Raw genomic sequence first — 23,738 nt, forward strand, 5'->3', positions numbered from 1 at the left:
CCCAAATAAACGGAGATTCATCCAAATTTCCGCACCTGACTAGGCATAACAGGTGCTTTACTCGTCAACTTCTTTGTCAAAAAGTTCGTCTGTAACGACTGCAGTTGTGGGGGGAATTCCGAGTTCGTTTGCTCTTTTGTCCGCCATGGAGAGCAAACGCCGGATGCGTCCTGCGACTGCGTCTTTGGTCATTGGCGGATTGGCTAGCTGTCCAAGTTCTTCTAATGATGCCTGCTTGTGCTCGATGCGCAGCTGTCCTGCAGACACCAAGTGATCTGGTACATCGTCGCCGAGAATCTCTAGAGCACGTTCTACTCGTGCTGCCGCAATGACGGCCGCACGAGCTGAGCGCCGCAGGTTGGCATCGTCGAAGTTTGCCAAGCGGGTGGCCGTAGCTCGCACTTCCCGACGCATTCGCTGTTCTTCCCATTGCAGGCGAGTAGTCTGGGCTCCCATTCGCGTGAGGAGCGCACCAATCGCATCGCCTTCCCGGATGATAACTCGATCGCCACTGCGGGACTTATTTTCCTTGCTCTTAGCCGTAATTCCGAGCCTACGAGCACATCCCACCAATGCGAGTGCCGCTTCAGCAGAAGGAGCAGTGACTTCCAAAGCTGAGGAACGCCCCGGCTCAGTCAGTGAACCATGTGCCAAAAATGCTCCCCGCCATGCAGCTTCCTGATCAATCTTCTGCCCCATGATCAGCTTGCGTGGTAGCCCACGTACGGGATGTCCTGCAGAGTCAATCAGGCCGGTTTGCCTAACGACGAGTTCCGCGCCATCGGTTACCCGCACGATGTACTTCGAGGTCTTGCGCAACCCACCGGGAGACAAGACATTGAGGCTGGCTTTGACATCGTAGAGTTCGGCCAGCATGGAGCGCAGGCGGCGTGCGACAGCGCCGGAATCCAACTCAGCCTCCAGCACAATCGAACCTGCCACCAGGTGGAGTCCTCCCGCGAAGCGGAACAGGGTCGCAATCTCCGCTGCCTGAGCGCTTTCCTGCGAAACTGACACGCGGGCTAGTTCGTCTTTGACCTTCGCCGTCAATGCCACGATGCTGTCCATCCTCATTTCATGTGTACGAGCTGGGTTTGGGCCTGGCTACTTTAGGTTTAATTAACCCCATTTGAGCTCTAGCAATAAACCTTAAGGATAGTATCCTGAACCAATCGAGTGGCAATTAGCTAATCGCCTGCTGCATCCCCGCAGGAGAATGCAGAAATACCCTTGATTGGCCGGACGCTTTAGAGGAACTGACGAAGTGCAGTAGCTAGCTTCTCCGGTGAATGCCGACCCGTCAGAGCTCCGTAGTCGTCCACTTCTTGCACATCGGCGAAGACAACTTTCGCGTCTAGGCTGTCCGCCGCTCGCTGCAGGTATTCCCGTTCGGTATCCGCGAGCGGCGTGTTGTCGTCGACAAGCACGTAATTGAGCTTCAAGTTTGGTGCATGCTGCGTGAGCATATGGATGTGCCGTTCGGAAGAAAAACCGGCGGTCTCCCCCGGCTCGGCGACCAGATTAAGCACCACGACGGTTGTGGCATTGGTTTCTTGCAGAGCGTCCCGCAACCCGGGCACCTGAAGATGTGGCAGAACCGAAGTGAACCACGAACCCGGACCCAGCGTCACCAAATCAGCATTGAGGATAGCTTCAATGGCCTCCTCGGATGCCGGCGGCGCCTCAGGAATCAGCCGGATTCGACGCACCTGACCAGGCGTGGTGGCCACTGCGACCTGGCCACGGACTTGGCGCACGACGCGAGCATCCTGCTCCAGGCCAACGACTTCGGCCTCAATCTCTAACGGGATTGGCGACATGGGCACGACGCGACCTTGGATTTGCAGCAACCGGCCAATTTCGTCAAGCGCGTCGACTTCATTTCCCATCACACTGGTGAGGCCAGCAATGATCAGATTCCCAATCGCATGCCCTGCGAGTGCGCCAGTTCCGCCAAAGCGGTGCTGCAGTGTCTTTTCCCACAGATCTCCTTTTTCCGTATCTGCGGAAAGCGCGGCGAGCGCCATGCGAAGGTCTCCAGGGGGAATCTGTCCCAGCTCACGACGAAGGCGACCGGAGGATCCTCCATCGTCGGCAACTGTGACCACCGCTGTGACATGGTCCGCAACTTGACGGTCAGCTCTCAGCGTGGCAAATAGGCCATGACCGCCACCCAGACTGGTAATTGATGTCAATTTCTACACCTCCACGAAAACCGCTAATTGCGGTCAATATCGCGGTGGACGACGTTGACGTTGATCCCGGAAACTCCCTCGAGCTTCTTAGCCAGCGCCTCCGACATGGCCACACTTCGGTGATGGCCTCCGGTGCATCCCACAGCGATAGTCATAAAACCCTTGCCCTCACGGCGGTAACCGGGCAAAACCAATTCAATCAAGTTTGTGACGTTGTCCAAGAACCCCTGAGACTCCGGTTGGGACAGTACGTAGTCGGCCACTGCTTTGTTGGTACCGCGGCCCGCACGCAGCTCAGGTACCCAATAGGGGTTGGGGAGAAAACGGACGTCGAAAAGCATGTCGGCATCGCGCGGCGCACCGTGCTTAAACCCAAAGGACTCGATGGTAATCTGTTGAATCTTGCTAGCGGTATCCGACAGCTGATGCTCTAACTCACGGCGCAAATCGTGCACGCTCATGTCAGAGGTATCCACTACTAAATCCGACATGCCCTTTATGGGCAGCAGCATCTGACGTTCAGCTGCAATACCCTGTGAAAGCGTGCCATTTTCCTGCAGCGGATGTGTGCGGCGGACTGAGTCGTAGCGGGCGATGAGGGTGTCGTCGTTAGCATCAAAGAAGATGACATAGGGCTGGCGCCCCTCATTGCGGAGTCCGTCGAGCACCTCCCCCAAACTGCCCGCGAATGCGCGCGAGCGAACGTCGGTGACGATAGCGAGGCGCTCTACTGGAGAGTCCGCCTCAAACGACAACTCGACCATGCGCATAATCAACTCCGGAGGCAGGTTGTCTGCGACATACCAGCCCATCTCCTCCAAGACGCTGGCGGCCGTATTGCGTCCGGAACCGGACATGCCGGTAATCAGCACAAGTGACTTTTCAGCCTGAGGGGAATAACCCGAAGTAATCATGCCAATACTCTAATACAATTTCGGCCAACCGCTCTCGGTTTTACTAGCGGAAGTAAACCCGCTAGCACTGTTTCAAGTGCGGTTTTAGCCACTTGTTTACCTACTTCTACGCCTATTCTCCGGTACCGACATCCGAGTTTGGTTCTGAGGATTTTTCGTCTGGGTGGAGGTAATCGTAGACAGTTTTCGCGAGCGTCGGCCCGAAACCAGCTACCTCTTCTATCTGCACGACGCTGGCCTTTTTCAGCGCCGCAACGGAGCCAAAGTGTTTGACCAACTCACTGCGGCGTGCTGGCCCCAGCCCTTTAATGCCATCGAGTACCGAAGAGCGCATGCGCTTAGAGCGCTGCTGACGGTGATAAGTAATGGCAAAGCGGTGCGCCTCATCACGAATTCGCTGGATAAGGTACATCGCTTCCGAATTGCGCGGCAGAATCAGTGGCTCATCATCGTCGGGAATCCACAGCTCTTCTAAGCGCTTGGCAATACCCACGAGCGTCACATCGGTGACCTCGAGTTCATCGAGGACTGCCTGAGCGGCTGCGACCTGCGGTGCACCACCGTCGACAATGAACAACTGTGGCGGGTAGGCAAATTTGCGGCTACTCCTCGACTGCTCATCGACGGCATCAGTCGTCTCTTCGACGAACATTTCGCTGGCATCATCGGGCATGGCGAGCTTGTCCTCGTTATGGCGCAGAAAACGACGGCGCACCACCTCAGCAATGGAGCCGACGTCGTCGGAGCGACCGTCACCCGCTGCATCCTTGATACGGTAGCGGCGATAGTCGGACTTCTTCGGCAATCCGTCCTCGAAGACCACCAACGAGGCCACCACATCGGTGCCTTGAATATGCGAGATGTCAGTGCATTCGATACGCAGCGGCGCTTCATCCATAAACAGCGCGTCCTGAAGTTCGGAGAGAGCCTGCGATCGAGTAGTTAGATCTCCACTTCGCTTTAGTTTGTGCTGGCGTAGCGCTTCAGCTGCATTTTTCTGCACGGTCTCCATGAGTGTCCGCTTGTCACCGCGCTGCGGGACCCGAATGTCCACATTGGTGCCACGAATATCGGCCAAAAATGCAGCAACCTCCTCAAGATCGTCGGGCGTGGCCTGGACGAGAATTTCGCGTGGCACAACCTGGGCGGCAGTGGTCGATTCATCGCCGTCGACATCCGCGTGCTTGGCGGCATCGCCATAGAACTGTGTCAGGAACTGCGTTAGCAGCCCACCCAAGCTGGGGTCTGTCTCTCCCTCTCGAAACTCTGTAGTCGCGTATTCGCCGGACTTCTCCACTACCCAGCCGCGCTGACCGTAAATACGTCCTGCCCGAACGTGGAAAATCTGCACGGCCGCTTCCAGTTCGTCGGTTGCTAGCGCAATAAAATCGGCATCGGCGGCGTCGGAAAGCACGACTGACTGCCGCTCCATGACCTTGTCGATGGCAGCGAGGTTGTCGCGCAGGCTCGCGGCGCGCTCGAAGTCTAACTCGGCGGAAGCTTCCTCCATTTCCTTCTTCAAACGCCTGGTGACCGGGCCCGTATTCCCGGACATGAAGCTGGTAAAACCACGGACAATTTCGCGGTGTTCCTCGGCACTGACACGGCCGACACAAGGCGCCGAGCATTTGTCGATATAGCCGAGCAAACAGGGCCGCCCCAGGGCCTGTTGCCGGTTGAAGACACCCTTGGAACATGTGCGGGCCGGGAAAACTCGTGTAAGCAAGTCGAGCGTTTCTCGGATGGCCCACGCGTGTGAATAGGGGCCGAAATAACGCACGCCCTTCCGGCGCGGTCCTCGGTAGAGAAACAGCCGCGGGTACAGCTCGCCGACGCTGACGGCCAACATCGGATACGACTTATCGTCGCGGTACATCACGTTGAACCGCGGATTAAAGCGCTTGATCCAGGTGTACTCCAACTGCAGCGCTTCGACCTCATTGTGGACAACAGTCCACGTCACCTTCGAAGCGGACTGCACCATCTGGCGGGTGCGGGGATGCAGCCGAGTTAAGTCCTGGAAATAGTTAGACAGACGCGCACGGAGATTCTTCGCCTTGCCGACGTAGAGAACGCGCCCGGTTGAATCGAGAAAACGGTACACCCCCGGCTCCGTGGGAATGGTGCCGGGGGCGGGACGGTACTGAGAAGGGTCAGTCACTTACGGTGTCCTTAAAACATGTCCTTGGGTTAGTCCTCCGGCATGAACTTGTCTTCAAGTTCACGGAACCGGCGGATGTCTTCCACGACGCGGCTGCCGTCGGCTGACTGGAGCGCGAGCATCGGCACAAACTCAAAGTCTGGCAGCTCCAAGCGAGCCCAGCGGGACTTCTTTGGAAAACTCAGGCCGTAGATATCGACCCACGGGTAGAACTTCGCATTGAGCAGATTGCGGACTTCCACGCCCGTGGCATTTACGCGAACGCGAGCCCGAGTCAGCAGCAGGATTACCCCGGCGATAATCAAACCAATCATTGGGAAAGCCAGCTGGTCAATAGTGGTCACCGAAGCGCCGGTGTTACCAAAGTCCACCACGATGCCCATGAAGATATGGATAGCGAAGACTACAACTGCAGCGATAATCGCCCACAGACGCAGCTTTTGCGAGGTGATTTCCAACAGCCATTTGTCTTCACTACCGGTGTCGACGGCAGTCGAATTGCTGTGGCGTTCGGAGTTACCCATTCTTACTCAGCTCCACCTTCACGAAGAGACTTCAACACGGCGACGGTATGCAGCGCTGCGGCCATGGCCTCGCGACCTTTATTCTCCACAGCTCCCTCACCGCCGGCACGATCAATTGCCTGCTGTTCAGTGTTGCAGGTCAATACACCATTGCCAACAGGCGTCTCACAGTCCAGTGCAATCCGAGTCAGCCCCTCAGTCACCGAGTCACAGACATAGTCGAAGTGCGGCGTACCACCGCGGATAACGCATCCCAGCGCCACCACGGCGTCGTGAGTTTGCGCGAGCTGCTGTACCACAACCGGAATCTCCAGAGCGCCGACGACAGTCACATCCGTGACTACAGCGCCGGCCTCCTCGGCCTGTGCCAGCGCTTCACGACGAAGCTGCCCAGTAATCTCCTCGTTCCAGTGAGAGGTGACCAGACCGACTGTCACACCAGTGGAATCGGGAACGGTAATTTCAGGAAGACCTGCGCCACTCATCTACTGTGCTCCTTCTGTCGACATGCCGTGGGTCTCCATGTACTCATCCAACCAAGGAAGTTCATGGCCCATGCGTTCGCGCTTTGTCAACAAGTATTTCAAGTTATCCTCGTTGACCTCAACTGGCACCGGTACCCGGCGGCTCATCTCCAGTCCATAACCACCTAGGCCGGCACGCTTGGTCGGATTGTTCGTCAGCAGCGCCATAGAGGTGACCCCAAGATCCTGCAGAATCTGTGCACCAGTGCCGTACTCGCGGGCGTCCGACGGCAAACCGAGTGCGAGATTGGCATCAACGGTGTCAGCGCCTTCATCTTGCAGGTGGTAGGCCTGCAGCTTCGGCATCAGGCCAATGCCTCGGCCTTCGTGACCCCGCATGTAGAGAATGACGCCGCGCCCTGCCTCGTGGACCATGCGCATGGAGTTGTGCAGCTGCTGACCGCAGTCGCAGCGGCGAGATCCCAATGCGTCGCCGGTGAGGCATTCGGAGTGCACACGCACGAGGACATCCTGGCCATCGTTGGAAGACACATCCCCCACAACGAGAGCGACATGCTCGACACCGTCGATAAGGCTGCGGTAACCAATGGCACGGAACTCGCCGTAGTCGGTCGGCAGCTTGGTTTCGACAACGCGCTCAATCAAGTGCTCGTTGTGGCGACGGTATTCGATGAGCTGCTCGATGGAAATCAGCGCTAAATCGTGCTCGTCGCAGAAGCGACGTAGTTCCTCCGCGCGAGCCATGCCGGTCGGGTCTTCCTCGGAGACAACCTCACACAGCACACCGGCAGGACGAAGCCCTGCCAGGCGGGCGAGATCGACCGCAGCCTCGGTGTGGCCGGCACGGACGAGGACGCCACCATCGCGAGCTCGCAATGGAACCACGTGTCCCGGTCGGGTGAAATCGTGCGGGCTGGACGTGGGGTCAGCCAGAGTACGAATGGTGTTCGCACGATCTGTGGCGGAAATGCCGGTCGTACCGGTGTTGGCATCCACGGTCACTGTGTATGCGGTACCACGGGCATCCTCATTCTCCGACACCATCGGTGGCAGATTCAGACGCTCGCAGTCCTCGGCGGTCAGCGGTGCACAGATGTAACCAGAGGAATAGCGAACCATAAAGGCAACAAGTTCAGGCGTTGCCTTCTCTGCGGCGAAGATAATGTCGCCCTCGTTCTCACGATCTTCATCGTCGACGACGACCACGGCCTTACCGGCTGCGATGTCCGCAATGGCCCGTTCAACAGAATCGAACTTAATCACAGTCTTGTAGCTTATCTTTCCAACATTTTCTCGACGTACTTGGCTAGCACATCGACTTCCAAATTGACCTTGGTGCCTACTGCGGTCGAACCAATAACGGAGTCCGTCAGCGTCGTCGGTATCAGACTGACCTCAAAGAACCCCTCGCCTACTGCAGAGACAGTCAACGAGGTGCCATCCACGGCAATTGAGCCCTTTTCCACGACATACTTGGAGAGCTGCTCCGGCAGAGAAATCCGCACTACTTCCCAGCGTTCCCCTGGCGTGCGCGAAATAACCTCGCCGGTGCCGTCGATATGTCCCTGCACGATATGGCCGCCGAGGCGTTGCCCTACTGCGGTTGCACGTTCGAGGTTGACCTTGGAACCGACCTCAACCTGGCCGAGACTCGACCTATCCAGAGTCTCTTGCATGAGATCAGCGGTAAAGAAGTCATCGCCAAACTCCACGACGGTCAAACAAACGCCATTGACAGCAATGGAGTCACCGTGGTGCACGTCGTCAAGCACGGTGGTCGCGCGAATGGTCAGAGTAATGGAATCGGCTTCGCGGTCGATTTCGCGAATTTCGCCGAGTTCCTCAACAATTCCCGTAAACATAGTGGTCAGGAAAATCCTTTACCGTTTGTTATAAAATGAAAGACTTTTACAAAGTTAACTCTAGCCGGTCTACCCGCGATCTTTGCCACTGCGGAGTGCCGTGATCAAAATGTCGTCCCCCAGAGTCTCTACCGCGACGGTACGGAAACGGGAGATGTCAGTGATGGAGGTCTCGTGGTTGGACGATGTCACTGGCAGGCCAGCGCCGAGAAACGCCGGGGCAATGTAGGACTCAATCGCGTCGACAGCATCGGCTTCTAAGAAAGCGCTGGCGAGCCGTGGGCCGCCTTCTACCAGCACGTCAATAAGCCCCATATCCGCCATTGTCTCCAGCGCGACTTCCACATCGTGAGTGCGAATGTGGCGGAAACTATCGCCGCGGATATTCGCATCGGCGGCAACCTCCGAGGTGCCAATCGCGATGCGCAGAGGCTGCGTTGACAGGTCCTCGCCGTCTGATGTGCGCGCGGTCAATCGCGGATTGTCGGCGAGCACTGTTCCCGTTCCGACGACAATCGCTTGCCGACGTGCACGATCGATATGTACCCGTGCCCGCGACTGCTCCCCCGTGATCCACTGCGAGGTGCGGTCGGTAGCGGCGGCGAAACCATCCAGCGTGCCCGCTGTCTTCAACGTGATGTGTGGGCGCCGAGTGCGCTGCCAGTGTAACCATGGCCGTAAGTAGCCGGCGGTTACTCGGTCACGCTGGAATTCTTCAACGACCTCGATGTCCTTATAGCGCAACCATTCGCTGCCGCCAGCGGCCACGGGATTAGGATCGGCGACTGCAAATATGACGCGGGAAACACCGGCTGCCGCAAGTGCCTCGGTGCACGGTGGTGTACGGCCGATATGATTGCACGGCTCGAGTGTGACCACTGCAGTGCCGCCCTGAGCTCGTGGCCCCGCCATCTCCAATGCCTGTGGCTCTGCGTGTCGCCCGCCTACAGGCTCAGTTCCGGCCACACCTACCGCGATCCCTGCGGTATCGAGAATGACGCAACCAATCGGTGGATTGGGATAGGTGGTGCCTCGTACCCGCTGGCCGGCTTCTATGGCCAATGCCATAGCTTGGGCGTCAGTCAGCGGCTGTGCGGAGACGAGATCCGGAAACTGTGCCACCGTGCTTCACCACCGTCTACTTAGTTGCAGCAGCGGTTGCCAATGCGCGCAGCTCATCGACAGCCGCCGCACGATCATCAGCGCCGAAAACGGCCGACCCTGCAACGAAGGCGTCGCAACCAGCGGCGGCAGCGGATTCGATGGTCTTGGCGGAGATACCACCGTCAATCTCAATCAGAGTATCCAGACCGTCGGCATCAATGCGCTCACGCAGCTTCTTGACCTTGGCCAGCTGATCCGGCATAAAGGACTGGCCCCCGAAACCGGGTTCGACACTCATGACCAGCACCTCGTCGAATTCGGCGAGGTGATCCAGCCACGGCTCAATTGGGGTGCCCGGGCGCAGCGAGAACCCGGCCTTCACGCCCCGGGAACGAATGCGGCGTGCCAGTGCGATAGCGTCCTCGGCGGCTTCCACATGGAAGATAACGGAGCTCGCCCCCGCCTTAATGTAGGTGTCGACCCACTTCTCCGGGTTTTCAATCATGAGATGGACATCCAAGTACTTGTCCGTCACCGCAGCTACGGCCTCCAGCACCGGAGCGCCGAAGGACAGGTTGGGAACGAAGTGGCCATCCATGACGTCGATATGCAGCCAATCTGCATTGGCTACAGCCGCAACCTCGCGGTCGAGGCGAGCGAAGTCAGCAGCGAGAATGGACGGGGCAATAATTGGTGCGCTCATAACCTCTGAGCCTAGTCGTTCTTGCGCAAAACTGAGAAGAACATCGCATCGGTCCCGTGGCGGTGTGGCCACATCTGCACAGATGGATACGGCCCGACATCAGTCATCGGCGCTACCAACTCGTGTGCATTCAGCTCAGTCACCGGCAATTCCGCCACTGCTCTATCGACTACGCCCCTGGTTTCCCGCAGATGCGGCGAACACGTGGAGTAGACGATGATGCCACCCGGCCGTGCCAGACGCACAGCTTCGCTGAGCAGTTCAAACTGCAGCGTAGTCAAGGAGTTGAGATCGGACGGCGACTTCCGCCAGCGCGCTTCCGGGCGACGGCGGAGCGAGCCCAAGCCAGAGCAGGGCGCGTCTACCAAAATGCGGTCAAAGCCTGCCTCGAGCCCGGTATCACGACCATCCGCAACCGTTACAGTCACTGGCAGCCCGGCCGTGGCTTTTTTCACCAGTTCTGCGCGAGTCGCCGATACCTCAACAGCATCGAGCTCCGCGCCCTCAATAGCTGCAATGCCGCCGATGAAAGCTGACTTACCACCGGGGCCGGAACACAGATCTAACCAGCGGCCGCTGTCTTCACCGGCAACGGGTGCCATGGTGACGGCACGCGCAATGAGCTGAGAACCCTCGTCCTGCACCGCAGCCAAGCCCTGTCGTACCGGCTCCAACTCTCCTGGGGCACCGGAGTCCAAGCGCACGCAGTACGGCGACCACGGTCCCTCTTCACCGCCGGTGATCAGTGCCAATTCCTCAGCGGTGATCTCGCCCGGACGAGCGACCAAGTGCACCAGCGGGCGGGCATCGTCAGCAGCGAGTGCCTGCTGCAATTCACCGGCTTGTGCACCGAGTGCGCGGGCAAACTCCATCGCAATCCAGCGCGGGTGGGCATGCTTCATTGCCACGTAGCCAATCGGATCGGTCGCAGCATCCGGCGCAATCTCAGCCACCCATTCGCTTTCGGTCTTCGAGGAGACCTTCCTCAAAATGGCATTGACAAAGCCGCGCGCGCCAGGTCCCGCCACCTTCGCCACTGCCCGCACCGAGGTATCGACCGCCGCGTAGGCGTCGACGCGCGTACGCAGCAGCTGGTACGTGCCCAGGCGTAGCACGTCCATCACCGGTCCAGCAATATCGCTTAACGGGCGTGACGACGATGCCTCAATCACGGCGTCCAACAGGCCTTCCGCCCGCAGTGTGCCGTACGTCAGCTCCGTTGCAAAAGCAGCATCCCGCCCCTTGAGCTTGTGTGCCTTCAGCAACTTGGGCAGCAGCAGGTTTGCGTAAGCATCCTTCTCGCGAACGTCAGCTAGTACCTTCAGCGCGACCTTGCGTGGCTGGTCAATGCCACCGCGATTATCCCCACCTCGGGTGTCACGGTTACGGTTGCGGTCATTGCGGTTCTGTCCGCCGCGGTTGCTGCGCTGCCGTCCGCCACCGGTGTGGCGGGGTTTGTCGTTGCTCATTTACTCGCAGACCTTTCCGCCGGGTTGGCTACCTCGCGCCCAGTCGGACGCATCCATCATCTTCTTCCCCTGTGGCTGCACCTTCACCAGCTGCACATAGCCATCGGCACAACGCACGGATACCCGGTGTTTCTCCACTACCAACTCACCTGGTGTGGCGGCTGCCACCTCCGGAGCAGCTGCCTTTCGCACCTCGTCGACCGCGGCGCTGTCCTCGTCGGAAAGCGGGGTGAGCTCTCCGACCTTCAAACGTGCGCCGTCGAGGGTCGTCCACGCACCTGGGGCAGGCGTGAACGCGCGAGCGCGGCGGTCGAGAAGATGTCGCGGCTGAGTCCAAACGATTCGGGCATCCTCCGGCCCGAACTTAGCGGCGTAGCTGACGTCCTGTTCCGGCTGAGCGGTCGGACGCAACGCACCTGCTTCGATGCCGTCCATGGTGGCGGTTAGAAGATCCGCGCCGGAGAATGCGAGGCGGGTCAAAAGGTCGTCGGCATTATCGGTCGAGCGAATCGCTTCGGTGACGGTACCGAAAACTGGACCGGTATCCAGGCCTTTTTCAATCCGGAAGGTACTGGCACCCGTGACTTCGTCGCCAGCGGCGATAGCTGCCTGCACCGGCGCGGCACCTCGCCAAGCAGGAAGCAGTGAGAAATGCAGATTTACCCAGCCGTGCGTCGGTACATCGAGCAACTCCTCCGGCACGAGATTGCCGTAGGCGACCACCGGGATGCAGTCGGCGTTTAGTTCGCGGATCTGCTGTTGGATTTCCGCATCGCGCAGGGTCGTCGGGGTGAGAACGGGAATTTCGTGTTCCAAGGCCAGAGCCTTCACCGGCGAGGGCGAAAGCGACTTACCGCGGCCACGGCGGGCATCGGGGCGAGTGAGAACAGCAACGATCTCATGGTGGGAGTCTTCGAGTAACTTCTTCAGTGCAACGACAGCGGGTTCCGGGGTTCCGGCAAAAATCAGGCGCACAGTAAGTGGATTCCTTCCTGGTGGACCTAGTTGTTCTAGTTAATCTAGTGATGAAACTCGGGGCGCCACGCCCGGGGGCTAGGCGCAGGTGAGTTAACCGCGGTTGAGGAACCAGTCCTGCTCACGCAGAGAGCGCATCGCGGTCTTGCGCTCGTCGCCCTCGAGACGCTTCAAAAACAGCACACCGTCCAGGTGGTCGCTTTCATGCTGCACGCAGCGAGCCAGCAGATCATCAGCTTCGAAGCTCACCGGTGTGCCGTGGCGATCCTGGCCAGTAACGCGCACACGTGCGTGCCGAGTCACGGGTCCATTAATCCCCGGGATAGACAGGCATCCTTCGATTTCGTGGACAGTCTCATCGCCGATGGCTTCCCATTTCGGATTGACGATGTGCCCGCGGGTGCCATTGCAGTCGTAGACGAAGACGCGCTGCAGCACGCCAACCTGGTTTGCTGCGAGCCCGACACCCTGTTGCTCGTCCATCGTGTCGAACATGTCATCAATCAGGTGCGACAGCGTCGCGTCGAAATCAGTGACGGTTTCCGCCTTGGACAGCAACACCGGATCGCCGAAAAGACGTACCTCACGAACTGCCATGAACTTAGAGCCTCCAAGAAAACTGGTGTGAATCAAGCAATAACGCGCTCATTTTAGCAGCTAGCCGAAATTAATCGGATCGACGACAACGCGCACCGGCGTCGGGTCCTTCCTAGTCGCGCGAACGACCTGTGCTGCCTTCAACGCCGCTCCCACTGCCCGTGCTTGACGACGGTCACAGCGAATTAACATCCGCTGAATAGGTGTACCCGGCTCCACGCCCGCTGGTGGCCTGGCGTTGCGGGGAAGGTCTACCGGCCCCAGAATTTCCGCGCCCGATGGAACGTCCAGGGACTCCATGAAGTTACGCAGGCCCTCTTCAGTCCCATCCACCGCTGCCACATGAAAGGCCGGAGGCAGAGCGGCAGCTGTGCGGTCGGCCAATTCCCTGTTCGCAGCGCCTACTGCGTCCCATGCCAGAAGATCGGCCACAGTCGGGACTGCAGCATCCGCATCGATAACCACCGCCCCGCCTTGCTCCCGCGGGCGGGCAAGCGTGACAGCCCGAGACCAATGCGCATAGGCCTCTTCATGAGCGCGCAAGTCCTGCCGGCCGAGCATCGCCCAAGTGTCCAGCAGCATCACTGCACCGTAGCCCTCCGGCGCATAAGGCTCGGCTCCCGGCGTGGCCACCACGACCCTCGGGCCTTCGGGAATGTCGTCAACAATGCGTTCTCCAGAGGAAGCGATGACCGGGAATGGACTGAAAATACGGCCAAACTCCTCTGCCGTACGTTCACTGCCGACCACGACCGGCCGAATCTTGGTGGAACCGCAGCTATGGCAACGGTGGTGAATGTCAATACGACCACACCACCGACACGTCGGTGGTGCCGGGTCGTCCGGGTTATCGGACGGTGGAATTCCCAGTGGACCATTACACCAGCGACAGCGCGCAGGCGCGCCACAGGAACGACACGACAGTGTCGGCACATATCCCTTGCGAGGTACCTGGACCAGGATCGGAAGCTCTTCGCGCAGCGCGGCCTTTGCCCGTCGAAAAGCGATGGCAGGAAGGCGTCCCCTACTGACGTCATCCGGGTCTTCGGAAGTGTCCGTCGAGGCAATCATCTCCGGCATGGACTCAGCCAGGGCGTCAGTTCGCGCGACCAGATTGTGCGCCCAACCCGAGGAGACCAGCAGCTGCACCTCGGCTGTACGGCTATACGACGCAAAGATGAGAGCGCATCCTTCCTGCGCACTACGCGTCACCAACACCTCGCGAGAGTGCACGTAGGGTGCGCGGGGATCCACAAGGTTGTCATCGCCATCATCGACAATCACTGCTAAACGCAGATTCTTCACTGGCGCGTATGCTGCCGAACGCGTGCCGACGACTATGCGCCCCTGGCCGTGCAGGATATCCAGGTAGCGGCGATAGCGGGACTCGGGACCGAGGCCAGCCCCGAGAAGAGTGAGCTGACGGGCAGAAATGAGCTCGCGAAAAGCGCTCTCAAAGCGCGCCTGTGTGCGTGCGTCCGGCACAATGATGAGAACACCGCCACCATCGCGCGCGACCGAAACGCTGAGCGCAGCGAGCATGGTTGCCACCTGTTCGCCTGGAACTGGCTGCCACGCTGCGCGTGCCGGGGCGCCCTTGCGAACGGAATTGACAAAGGATTCGCCGAAGACATAGTTGCCCCAAGCGGAAAGGTCCGGATCTTCGGTGGCAAGCTTTCCCAACTCCTCCCACGTCGGGGGCATGTTCTCCTTGCGAGCGCGTTCTGCCCGCGCATGGCGGGTGGGAATGGCGGAGCGAATGATGTTTGAGCGCGTTGCGCCATAATACTCCGCCAGAGAATCCACCAACCGTCGAAGCTGAGGCGGATAGACAACCTCAGAGCTGATGACATCCTTGAGATAGGACAGTTTGCCGTCGTGAGTGGGCGTGGTACAGCGCTCCAGCACCAGCGCATTGACCAACTGGCCGTGGAAGCGAATCCGCACGCGGCAACCGACGACCGCTTCCTCCGCTAGCGCGCGCGGAACCAGGTAGTCGAAGGGGCGATCTAACTGCGGCAGCCCCAAAAGCGGCAGCACCCGGGCGACTGGCAGCTTCTCAGCTGCGGCGGCGGGTGCGAAGGGGGCGTCAGTCATAGAGTCTTACTCTACTGCCCCACCCCAGGGTAATGCTGGCGGGTGGTGTTTATCCCAGGCCAGCGGCTGCGCGGAGCTCTTCAACGCGGTTGAGCTGCTCCCACGGCAGGTCCAAGTCAGTTCGGCCGAAGTGACCGTAGGTGGAGGTCTGTGCATAAATCGGGCGCAGCAGGTCCAGGTCACGAATAATAGCGGCCGGACGAAGGTCGAAGACCTTGTTGATAGCCTCGCGGATGGCGTCGTCCGAAACGTGACCGGTGCCGAAAGAGTCGACGTAGAGGCCCACTGGGCGAGCGCGACCGATAGCGTAGGCGACCTGAATCTCGAGGCGGTCAGCCAGACCCGCGGCCACGGCATTCTTCGCAACCCAACGGGTGGCATAAGCGCCGGAACGGTCCACCTTTGACGGGTCCTTGCCCGAGAACGCGCCGCCACCGTGACGAGCCATACCGCCGTAAGTGTCGACGATAATCTTGCGACCGGTCAGGCCGGCATCGCCCATCGGGCCACCGATAATAAACTGGCCAGAAGGGTTAACCAGCAGCTTCAATTCATCGGTAACAAAACGCTCGCGCAGGTTAGCGTCGTCGAGCACCCAATCGACGACGTGAGTCTTAATCTGCTCGGTGATCCACTCCTGGGTGACGTCCGGGTCGTGCTGCGTGGACACCACAACGGTGTCCAAGTACACCGGGTTATTGTCTTCGTCGTAAGCGAAGGTGACCTGAGTCTTACCATCCGGTCGAAGCGATGGGACGATCCCTTCCTTGCGTACCTGCGTCAAGCGGCGAGCCAGGCGGTGCGCCAGTGCAATCGGTAGCGGCATATACTCCGGCGTTTCGTTGGTAGCGTAGCCGAACATCAGCCCCTGGTCGCCGGCGCCCTTGAGATCTTCTGCTTCGACTTCTCCACCAGAGCTGCGTGCTTCCAGAGAAGTGTGCACACCGTCGTGGATGTCTGAGGACTGCTCACCGATCGAAATGGAGACACCACAGGTTTTGCCGTCAAAGCCCTTTTCAGAGGAATCGAAACCGATCTCCTTCAGTCGACTCCGGACAATACCGGGGATGTCGACGTAGCTTTTCGTGCGAACCTCGCCAACAACATGGACTAAACCGGTAGTCACCACAGTCTCGACGGCGACCATCGATGAAGAATCCTGCGCGAGCATAGCGTCAAGGATGGAGTCCGAAATCGAGTCGCAAATCTTATCTGGGTGCCCCTCGGTAACAGATTCACTGGAAAACAGCCGAAGATTAGAGGCCACGAGCAGTACAACTTTCTTCTAGATTAATTCCCCACCCCTGCGGTGTCGCTGCGGCGTGGGTTTTCGTTTGATTCGATAATTATAGACCAAGCGGTTCAGTCGCCGTAGTAGGCACCGGCTACTCCGCTGGTTGAGGTTCCTGTCGCAGCTCGGAAACTGCATCCAAAATCGAACCGGCCACCGAGAATTTTGAGCCCCGCGGCACGTCCCACTGCTCGCCATCGAGAGACAGCAACCATCCGACATTGTCCGTCGCACCGAAAGTTTGCCCACCCGAGACGTCGTTACACATGAGCAAATCGCAGCCCTTGCGGACAATCTTCTGCTTCGCAAGCTCGAGCGGCGTCGTCGTCTCGTCACCGGTCTCAGCCGCAAAGCCCACCATCGTCGTGGTCGCCGGAATCTCACCCGCTTTACGACGCTCCACAGTGGTAGCCAAAATATCTGGGTTTTCTACGAGCTGAATGTTGCTCAACGCGTCGTCTGCGACGCCCTTCTTCATCTTGGCTCCGGCGGTCGATGCCGGACGGAAGTCGGCGACGGCGGCGGCAAAAATGCAGACATCGGCCAGCTTGGAGTGTTCGTGCGCGGCCTCGGCCATCTCCAAAGTGGAATCAACCTTCACAACATTCGCGCCCAGCGGTGTCGGCAACTGATCCGTATGTCCTGCCACCACAGTGACCTGAGCGCCACGCTGTGCTGCCATCTCGGCTAGCGCGAAGCCCTGACGACCTGAGGAGTGGTTGCCGATAAAACGTACCGGGTCGATAGCCTCACGGGTGCCACCGGCAGTAATCATGAAGCGTACGCCCTCGAAGTCGCGGCGGAAGTGGCGTGGATTCTCGACTGCTGCCAATGCCAGTGAAACAATCTGCTCTGGCTCCGGCAGGCGACCTGGACCGGTGTCCTTACCAGTCAAACGGCCATGGGCCGGCTCGAGGACAATAGTGCCATGGCGACGAAGAGTCGCGACATTATCCCGCGTAGCTGGATGGTTCCACATTTCCGTGTGCATCGCAGGGGCCAACACCACTGGGCAGGTCGCCACAAGCAAGGTTGCGGTGAGCAGGTCGTCGGCACGCCCGTGCGCGGCGCGCGCCATAAAGTCGGCAGTCGCGGGAACCACGACGACGAGGTCGGCCTCCTGCCCCACGCGGACATGCTGAACCTCATCGACTGCGTCAAAAACTGTAGTCGACACCGGGTTCCCCGACAGCGCCTCGAAAGTAGCTGCACCTACAAAGTTCAATGCGGACTCAGTGGGAACGACACGAACATCGTGACCAAGTTCCTTGAAGCCTCGAACAACGTGTGCGGCCTTATATGCAGCGATGCCGCCGGCAACCCCGACGACAACCTTTAAACATTCGGATACGTCAGCATTACCGGCGGCATGCATACAGATATCTCCCCTTAAGGAAATGCTCTAGCCCTCAGTGTGGTCCAGCAGACCAGCGTTGATTTCACGAAGAGCGATGGACAGAGGCTTCTCAGCGACCCCCGGAGTAACCAGCGGGCCAACGTACTCCAGCATGCCTTCGTCAATCTGCTGGTAGTAGTCATTAATCTGGCGTGCACGCTTGGCAGCGAAGATAGCCAGGGCGTACTTCGAAGAAGCCTTACCAAGCAGCTCATCGATCGGCGGGTTGGTAATACCAATTGGCGGGTCGAACACTGCCTCGGTGGCGGTATTTTCCTGGGTCACGAGAAATCTTTCCTCAATAGAACGTGAGTTACTGGGGTGACAATAAAAATCGTCATAGCAATAGAAACACCATTGCTCGAAAGCGATTTCTACTATCTATGATGTGGAGTCGCCCTGTTACTTGCCAGTAGTCAGCGCCCGAGCGATGGCCGCCACAGCATCATCGACGTTGTCGTTGACAACAACCTCATCGAATTCGTGCTGAGCATCCATTTCCACTCGTGCGGTTTCCAGGCGACGCTTGACTTGCGCCTCGGTTTCCGTGCCACGACCAGTGAGCCTGCTGACGAGAATCTCCCAGCTTGGCGGAGCCAAGAACAGCAGGTGAGCATTGGGCGCTACCTTACGGATGGAGCGGGCTCCCGCCAGATCCACCTCAACGAGTACTGGACGCCCCTCGGCGAGAGCTTTATCCACCGGGCCGCGCGGCGTACCAGAACGCTGCAGACCACCGTGGATTTCAGCCCACTCGAGCATCTCTCCTGCATCAATATGCTGTTGGAACTTCTCCGGGGTCACGAAGAAATAGTCGCGGCCATCGACCTCCCCCGGCCGTGCGGCGCGGGTGGTCATGGAAACGCTGAAGTACAGTCCGGGAACCTCGGCACGAAGCCGACTGACAACAGTGGATTTTCCTACACCGGCAGGGCCGGCGAGGACTACCAACTGACCGTTTTCATTCCCGGCCACTGCGACTAGTCCTCCACTGCGTAGCCGAAGCGCTCCAGCAGAGCGCGACGCTGACGGTCACCCAGGCCACGCAGACGGCGGGTCTGAGCAATCTCCAGGTCATTCATGATGTCCTGCGCCTTGACCTTGCCGACCTTCGGCAGAGCCTCGAGCAGAGCGGAGACCTTCATCTTGCCGATGATTTCGTTCTCGTCAGCCTGCTTGAGAACCTCTGGCAGGTCGATAGCGCCACGCTTCAGCTTGTCCTTGAGCTCTGCGCGTACCTTGCGGGCCTGAGCTGCCTTCTCGAGTGCTGCTGCACGCTGCTCCGGGGTCAACTGCGGAAGGGCCACGTGTTCCTCCGTAAAAATAGATTGGTTAGCTTCTTATTTACTAGCACGAGCCTCGCGTCCACCAAAGGCAGGCAACGACACCGTGCTTAACGATTGGAGACCGTACCGCACTCACCGGTTGTTGAGGCAAATGCTGACGGGGTGTCGATAAAAATGACACCAGGGCTTTGTCCGCCCCACCTTTCGGTCGTGGTCAACCAACTCCGGCGATTGTAGCACCGTTTGCCCAGGAGAATGGAAATTGACCACGGTTTTTGTACGAAATCTCCTAGGAATTGTCACAGTAACTTGCCTATACCTACGCCACCGCCATCCGAGAGTCATTAGGAAAATCCCGGCAGCTAGGTACGGAAGAGCCCGCAGGGGCACCTGTTCTATGAGGTGTCCCCGCGGGCTTCTGACAATTCGGCGATTTGCTGTTAACTCTCGGAAAGGAACGGAGCTGCAGCTTCAATCGTTGCGCGCCGCAGCGCAGCAGGATCAGGCCCAGCGGAGAGAATCGCACGCGAAATATTCGGCAGTGCAAGCCCCTTGGATTCCCCTGCCAGACGATCTACATCTGCCGGGGTTCCACCCTGAGCTCCCACACCGGGCATGAGAATGGGACCGCGCAGGTCACTGAGCACCGGGGCGTCGTCAAGCGTTGCGCCAACAACAACGCCGATGCTGCCCGCCTTTGCACCACCGTCAATTTGGCGAGCATTAATAGCGGCTGCCTGGTTGACCATGGTCTGAGCCAGAGTCTCACCCGAAACCAGAGCCTTCTGCACTGACGCACCTTCCGGATTGGACGTCGCGGCCAGCACAAACAAGCCCCGTCCGTTCTCCAACGCCAACGAAACCGCCGGATCAAGAGCACCGAACCCAAGGTACGGAGATACCGTCAGTGCGTCGGCGGCTAGCGGCGAGCTATCCGACAGCCAGGCTTCGGCGTATGCAGCCATAGTCGAACCGATATCGCCACGCTTGGCATCTGCAATCGACAGCGCACCTGCGTCCTTCAGGTCCGCCAACGTCCGCTCCAGGACGGCAAAGCCCTTGGAACCGTAGGCTTCGAAGAACGCCACCTGGGGCTTGACGACGGCAACGATGTCACCAAACGCTTCGACGCATGTGGTGGCAAAGCGTTCTAGACCTTCTGCCGATCGCGGTAACTGCCAGGCATCCAGCAACCTAGGGTGCGGGTCGATTCCCACACAGAGCCGGCCGCGCTCGGCGACAACCTCGCTGAGGCGATCGCCGAAACCCTTAATTGTCCGCACTGCGGATCCTTCAGCCTTCGCGGTCATGTTAGACCTGCTCCTGAGCAGCCAACTCTGCCGGGTGGAGCTCCTGCAGAGCCTTAACGCTCATCTCACCGTTGCGCAGTGCCAGGATGCCCTGCAGTGCGGCGACAGCACCCTGAGCGGTAGTCACACAAGTTACGCCCTGGCTCACCGCAGCGGCGCGAATCTCGTATCCGTCAGAACGTGCGCCAGCGGAACCGGATGGGGTGTTGATAATGATGTCAACCTCACCGTCGCGGATCATGTCGACAATGTCCCGCTCGTCAGACGGCGCTTCGGAATCAGTCGTACGCTTTGCGACGACCTCACACTCAACACCGTTGCGGCGCAGCATGCCGGCAGTACCCTCCGTTGCCAGGATGCGGAAGCCCATATCCGCCAGCGTGAGAATCGGGAATACCAGAGTGCGCTTATCGCGGTTGGCCAGCGAGACGAAGATCGTGCCCTCGGTCGGCAACTCACCGAAACCGGCCAGCTCTCCCTTGGCGAAAGCGGCACCAAAGTTGTCGGCCAGACCCATGACTTCACCGGTGGACTTCATCTCCGGGCTCAGCAGGCTGTCGAGAGCGCGGCCCTCAAAGTCGCGGAAGCGGTTGAACGGCAGGACGGCTTCCTTAACCGCAATCGGGGCGTCAGCAGGCAGAGAACCGCCGTCGAAGTTGGACGGAATCATGCCCTCTTCGCGCAGTTCCGCGATTGTACTACCCATCATGACGCGGGATGCGGCCTTAGCCAGCGGAACCGAGGTTGCCTTGGATACAAACGGTACGGTACGAGATGCACGCGGGTTGGCCTCGATGACGTAGAGGGTCTCATCCTTGAGTGCGTACTGAACGTTCATCAGGCCCTTCACACCGATGCCGTGTGCCAGTGCCTTGGTGGATTCACGCACCTTGTCGATGATGCTTCCGGACAGAGTCATCGGAGGCAGCGCACACGCGGAGTCACCGGAGTGAATACCGGCTTCCTCGATGTGCTCCATGACGCCGCCGAGGTAGACCTCTTCCCCATCACACAGTGCATCAACATCGATTTCGATGGCGCTGTCCAGGAAGCGGTCAACCAGTACCGGGTGCTCATTGGACAGCTCGGTAGCGCGGTTGATGTAGTCCTCCAGCGTGGCCTCATCGTAGACGATTTCCATGCCACGGCCGCCGAGGACGTAGGACGGACGGACCAGCACCGGGTAACCGATGCCAGCGGCAACCTGGCGAGCTTCTGCGAAGGAGGTGGCGGTACCGAACTCCGGCGCCGGCAGGTTGGCCTCAGCCAGGACCTTGCCGAACTCACCACGGTCCTCAGCCAGGTCGATTGCCTCCGGGCTAGTGCCGACAATCGGAACACCTGCGGCCTGCAGGCGCTCAGCCAGGCCCAGCGGAGTCTGGCCACCGAGCTGAACAATGACGCCTGCGACCTTTCCAGACTGGCTCTCAGCGTGGTAGACCTCAAGGACATCCTCGAAGGTCAACGGCTCAAAGTAGAGACGGTCTGCGGTGTCGTAGTCGGTGGAGACGGTTTCCGGGTTGCAGTTGACCATGACGGTCTCGTAGCCAACGCGGGAGAGCTCGAGGGCCGCGTGAACACAGGAGTAGTCGAACTCAATGCCCTGGCCGATGCGGTTCGGACCGGAACCGAGGATGATCACCTTTTCCTTCTCGGTCTGCGGAGCGACCTCGGACTCAGCAGCCGAGTCCAGCTCGTATGCCGAGTAGTGGTACGGAGTCTGTGCTTCGAACTCGGCGGAGCAGGTATCGACTGTCTTGAATACCGGGTGGATGTTCAGGCGCCAGCGTAACTCACGCACGCCGTCTTCCCCGGCCAACTCCGGACGCAGAGCAGCAATCTGGGCGTCGGAGAGACCCCAGTACTTAGCTTCACGAAGCAGATCGGAGGTCACCACCGGAGCGTCGATAAGCTCCTTGCGGATATCCTGCAGGTTTTCCATCTCGGCGATAAACCACGGATCGAGGCCAGAAGCTTCGTGGATCTGCTCAATGGAAGCACCCAAACGCTGAGCCAGCTCAACGTCGTAGATGCGGCCTTCAGTCGGACGCTTCAGGTCCTCAAGGACAGCGTTGACATCGTTTGCGCGTTCACCTGCGAAGTCCTCATCCGGGACGGTCCAGAAACCAGCTGGCTTGTTCTCCAGCGAGCGCATGACCTTACCGAGCGCGCCAATGTAGTTGCGGCCGATAGCCATGGCCTCACCGACGGACTTCATGGTGGTGGTCAGCGTGTCGTCAGCACCAGGGAACTTCTCGAAAGCAAAGCGTGGAGCCTTGACAATCACATAGTCCTGCACCGGCTCAAACGCAGCCGGGGTTTCACCGGTGATGTCGTTGGTGATCTCATCGAGGGTGTAGCCGATAGCCAGCTTGGCAGCAATCTTTGCAATCGGGAAACCAGTTGCCTTGGAAGCAAGCGCCGAGGAGCGGGAGACACGCGGGTTCATCTCAATGGTGATGATGCGGCCGTCATTTGGATTGATGGCGAACTGGATGTTACAGCCACCGGTGTCAACGCCGACCTCACGCAGGATTGCGATGCCCTGGTCACGCATGGTCTGGAACTCGCGGTCGGTCAGAGTCATCGACGGAGCGACAGTTACCGAGTCACCAGTGTGGACACCGAGGGCATCAACGTTTTCAATGGAGCAGACCACGACAACGTTGTCGTCGCCATCGCGCATGAGCTCGAGCTCAAACTCCTTCCAACCGAGGATGGACTCCTCAATCAGAACATTGGCCTCGGGCGATGCGGCTAGGCCGCCACCTGCAATACGGTCGAGGTCATCCTGGTTGAAAGCAAGACCGGAGCCCAGACCACCCATGGTGAACGACGGGCGCACAACGACTGGAAGACCGAGCTCTGCGACAGTCTCATGGACTTCATCCATGTTGTGACAGACGCGAGAACGAGCGGACTCGCCACCAATCTTGGCGACGATGTCCTTGAACATCTGGCGATCCTCACCGCGCTGAATGGCCGGAATATCAGCGCCAATCAGCTCGACATTGTACTTCTCCAGAATGCCTTCGCGGTCCAGCTGAATAGCTGCGTTCAGTGCAGTCTGGCCACCGAGAGTTGCCAGGACAGCGTCAATCGGGTTGCCCTCTGCAGCTTCCTTGGCCAGGATCTTTTCGATGTACTTGGTTTCAATCGGCTCGATGTAGGTGGAGTCCGCGAACTCCGGATCGGTCATAATCGTTGCCGGGTTGGAGTTGACCAGCGTGACTCGCAGGCCCTCTTCGCGCAGCACGCGGCAAGCCTGAGTGCCGGAGTAGTCGAACTCACAGGCCTGACCGATAACAATCGGGCCGGAGCCGATAACCAGTACGTGGTTGATGTCTGTACGACGTGGCATGGTGTTAG

21 protein-coding genes are annotated in these 23,738 nt (G+C 59.1%); all 21 read right to left on the reverse strand.

The genetic code is table 11. The features are described 5' to 3' along the window. Positions 1 to 57 precede the first annotated feature (57 nt). Positions 58 to 1,056, reverse strand: coding sequence for a DNA-binding protein WhiA (gene whiA, locus HMPREF2847_RS09425; RefSeq protein ID WP_038629636.1), 999 nt, complete (start codon positions 1,054 to 1,056; stop codon positions 58 to 60). A 191-nt stretch (positions 1,057 to 1,247) separates the two neighbouring features. Further along, complete coding sequence (yvcK, locus tag HMPREF2847_RS09430; RefSeq protein ID WP_038628961.1) at positions 1,248 to 2,195, reverse strand: gluconeogenesis factor YvcK family protein; 948 nt, start codon at positions 2,193 to 2,195, stop codon at positions 1,248 to 1,250. Positions 2,196 to 2,218: 23 nt separating this feature from the next. Beyond that, the gene (gene rapZ / locus HMPREF2847_RS09435; protein ID WP_005510809.1) at positions 2,219 to 3,109 is read right to left on the reverse strand and encodes an RNase adapter RapZ; all 891 of its coding nucleotides are present in this window, start codon (positions 3,107 to 3,109) and stop codon (positions 2,219 to 2,221) included. A 112-nt stretch (positions 3,110 to 3,221) separates the two neighbouring features. Beyond that, on the reverse strand, positions 3,222 to 5,270 hold the full coding sequence (uvrC, locus tag HMPREF2847_RS09440; RefSeq protein WP_070852249.1) for an excinuclease ABC subunit UvrC: 2,049 nt from the start codon (positions 5,268 to 5,270) through the stop codon (positions 3,222 to 3,224). Between the two features lie 29 nt (positions 5,271 to 5,299). Then, positions 5,300 to 5,794 (reverse strand): PH domain-containing protein, encoded by a 495-nt coding sequence (locus tag HMPREF2847_RS09445; RefSeq protein ID WP_070852250.1) that lies wholly within the window; start codon positions 5,792 to 5,794, stop codon positions 5,300 to 5,302. A gap of 2 nt (positions 5,795 to 5,796) precedes the next feature. Then, the gene (ribH, locus tag HMPREF2847_RS09450; protein ID WP_070852251.1) at positions 5,797 to 6,279 is read right to left on the reverse strand and encodes a 6,7-dimethyl-8-ribityllumazine synthase; all 483 of its coding nucleotides are present in this window, start codon (positions 6,277 to 6,279) and stop codon (positions 5,797 to 5,799) included. Next, on the reverse strand, positions 6,280 to 7,542 hold the full coding sequence (locus HMPREF2847_RS09455; RefSeq protein ID WP_049190747.1) for a bifunctional 3,4-dihydroxy-2-butanone-4-phosphate synthase/GTP cyclohydrolase II: 1,263 nt from the start codon (positions 7,540 to 7,542) through the stop codon (positions 6,280 to 6,282). Positions 7,543 to 7,553: 11 nt separating this feature from the next. Then, on the reverse strand, positions 7,554 to 8,141 hold the full coding sequence (locus HMPREF2847_RS09460) for a riboflavin synthase (protein WP_070567147.1): 588 nt from the start codon (positions 8,139 to 8,141) through the stop codon (positions 7,554 to 7,556). Positions 8,142 to 8,210: 69 nt separating this feature from the next. Further along, entirely contained in the window at positions 8,211 to 9,209 is a 999-nt protein-coding gene (gene ribD, locus HMPREF2847_RS09465) for a bifunctional diaminohydroxyphosphoribosylaminopyrimidine deaminase/5-amino-6-(5-phosphoribosylamino)uracil reductase RibD (protein ID WP_222866791.1), read from the reverse strand. 70 nt (positions 9,210 to 9,279) lie between these two features. Further along, entirely contained in the window at positions 9,280 to 9,948 is a 669-nt protein-coding gene (gene rpe / locus HMPREF2847_RS09470) for a ribulose-phosphate 3-epimerase (protein WP_070852253.1), read from the reverse strand. Positions 9,949 to 9,959: 11 nt separating this feature from the next. Then, positions 9,960 to 11,417: an RsmB/NOP family class I SAM-dependent RNA methyltransferase gene (locus HMPREF2847_RS09475; protein ID WP_070852254.1), complete on the reverse strand. Its 1,458-nt coding sequence runs from the start codon at positions 11,415 to 11,417 to the stop codon at positions 9,960 to 9,962. Beyond that, complete coding sequence (gene fmt, locus HMPREF2847_RS09480; protein ID WP_070852255.1) at positions 11,418 to 12,392, reverse strand: methionyl-tRNA formyltransferase; 975 nt, start codon at positions 12,390 to 12,392, stop codon at positions 11,418 to 11,420. A 93-nt stretch (positions 12,393 to 12,485) separates the two neighbouring features. Beyond that, positions 12,486 to 12,989 (reverse strand): peptide deformylase, encoded by a 504-nt coding sequence (def, locus tag HMPREF2847_RS09485; RefSeq protein WP_070852256.1) that lies wholly within the window; start codon positions 12,987 to 12,989, stop codon positions 12,486 to 12,488. 60 nt (positions 12,990 to 13,049) lie between these two features. Next, a complete protein-coding gene (locus tag HMPREF2847_RS09490; RefSeq protein ID WP_070852257.1) occupies positions 13,050 to 15,086 on the reverse strand; it encodes a primosomal protein N' in 2,037 nt (678 codons plus the stop codon). A 49-nt stretch (positions 15,087 to 15,135) separates the two neighbouring features. Then, on the reverse strand, positions 15,136 to 16,353 hold the full coding sequence (gene metK, locus HMPREF2847_RS09495; protein ID WP_070601459.1) for a methionine adenosyltransferase: 1,218 nt from the start codon (positions 16,351 to 16,353) through the stop codon (positions 15,136 to 15,138). Between the two features lie 118 nt (positions 16,354 to 16,471). Beyond that, positions 16,472 to 17,752, reverse strand: a complete 1,281-nt coding sequence (gene coaBC, locus HMPREF2847_RS09500) for a bifunctional phosphopantothenoylcysteine decarboxylase/phosphopantothenate--cysteine ligase CoaBC (protein WP_070852258.1) — start codon at positions 17,750 to 17,752, stop codon at positions 16,472 to 16,474. 27 nt (positions 17,753 to 17,779) lie between these two features. Continuing rightward, on the reverse strand, positions 17,780 to 18,058 hold the full coding sequence (rpoZ, locus tag HMPREF2847_RS09505) for a DNA-directed RNA polymerase subunit omega (RefSeq protein ID WP_005510796.1): 279 nt from the start codon (positions 18,056 to 18,058) through the stop codon (positions 17,780 to 17,782). A 117-nt stretch (positions 18,059 to 18,175) separates the two neighbouring features. Then, positions 18,176 to 18,748 carry a guanylate kinase gene (gene gmk, locus HMPREF2847_RS09510; protein ID WP_016422715.1) on the reverse strand — a complete coding sequence of 191 codons (573 nt, stop codon included), beginning with the start codon at positions 18,746 to 18,748 and terminating at the stop codon, positions 18,176 to 18,178. Between the two features lie 5 nt (positions 18,749 to 18,753). Next, positions 18,754 to 19,080 carry an integration host factor, actinobacterial type gene (gene mihF / locus HMPREF2847_RS09515; protein ID WP_016422714.1) on the reverse strand — a complete coding sequence of 109 codons (327 nt, stop codon included), beginning with the start codon at positions 19,078 to 19,080 and terminating at the stop codon, positions 18,754 to 18,756. A gap of 419 nt (positions 19,081 to 19,499) precedes the next feature. Then, complete coding sequence (gene pyrF / locus HMPREF2847_RS09520) at positions 19,500 to 20,369, reverse strand: orotidine-5'-phosphate decarboxylase (RefSeq protein ID WP_070852259.1); 870 nt, start codon at positions 20,367 to 20,369, stop codon at positions 19,500 to 19,502. Between the two features lies 1 nt (position 20,370). Continuing rightward, a complete protein-coding gene (carB, locus tag HMPREF2847_RS09525) occupies positions 20,371 to 23,730 on the reverse strand; it encodes a carbamoyl-phosphate synthase large subunit (protein WP_070852260.1) in 3,360 nt (1,119 codons plus the stop codon). Positions 23,731 to 23,738 lie beyond the last annotated feature (8 nt).

Source organism: Corynebacterium sp. HMSC074C03, from assembly GCF_001838285.1.
Classification (GTDB): domain Bacteria; phylum Actinomycetota; class Actinomycetes; order Mycobacteriales; family Mycobacteriaceae; genus Corynebacterium; species Corynebacterium amycolatum.

Excerpts from the sequence above, each read along its gene's own strand:
- rapZ (WP_005510809.1), bottom strand. The coding sequence starts at position 3,109 with ATGATTACTTCGGGTTATTCCCCTCAGGCTGAAAAGTCACTTGTGCTG.
- HMPREF2847_RS09445 (WP_070852250.1), bottom strand. The coding sequence starts at position 5,794 with ATGGGTAACTCCGAACGCCACAGCAATTCGACTGCCGTCGACACCGGT.
- ribH (WP_070852251.1), bottom strand. The coding sequence starts at position 6,279 with ATGAGTGGCGCAGGTCTTCCTGAAATTACCGTTCCCGATTCCACTGGT.
- HMPREF2847_RS09460 (WP_070567147.1), bottom strand. The coding sequence starts at position 8,141 with ATGTTTACGGGAATTGTTGAGGAACTCGGCGAAATTCGCGAAATCGAC.
- ribD (WP_222866791.1), bottom strand. The coding sequence starts at position 9,209 with ATGGCATTGGCCATAGAAGCCGGCCAGCGGGTACGAGGCACCACCTAT.
- rpe (WP_070852253.1), bottom strand. The coding sequence starts at position 9,948 with ATGAGCGCACCAATTATTGCCCCGTCCATTCTCGCTGCTGACTTCGCT.
- HMPREF2847_RS09475 (WP_070852254.1), bottom strand. The coding sequence starts at position 11,417 with ATGAGCAACGACAAACCCCGCCACACCGGTGGCGGACGGCAGCGCAGC.
- def (WP_070852256.1), bottom strand. The coding sequence starts at position 12,989 with ATGGCAGTTCGTGAGGTACGTCTTTTCGGCGATCCGGTGTTGCTGTCC.
- HMPREF2847_RS09490 (WP_070852257.1), bottom strand. The coding sequence starts at position 15,086 with ATGACTGACGCCCCCTTCGCACCCGCCGCCGCAGCTGAGAAGCTGCCA.
- coaBC (WP_070852258.1), bottom strand. The coding sequence starts at position 17,752 with ATGCATGCCGCCGGTAATGCTGACGTATCCGAATGTTTAAAGGTTGTC.
- pyrF (WP_070852259.1), bottom strand. The coding sequence starts at position 20,369 with ATGACCGCGAAGGCTGAAGGATCCGCAGTGCGGACAATTAAGGGTTTC.
- carB (WP_070852260.1), bottom strand. The coding sequence starts at position 23,730 with ATGCCACGTCGTACAGACATCAACCACGTACTGGTTATCGGCTCCGGC.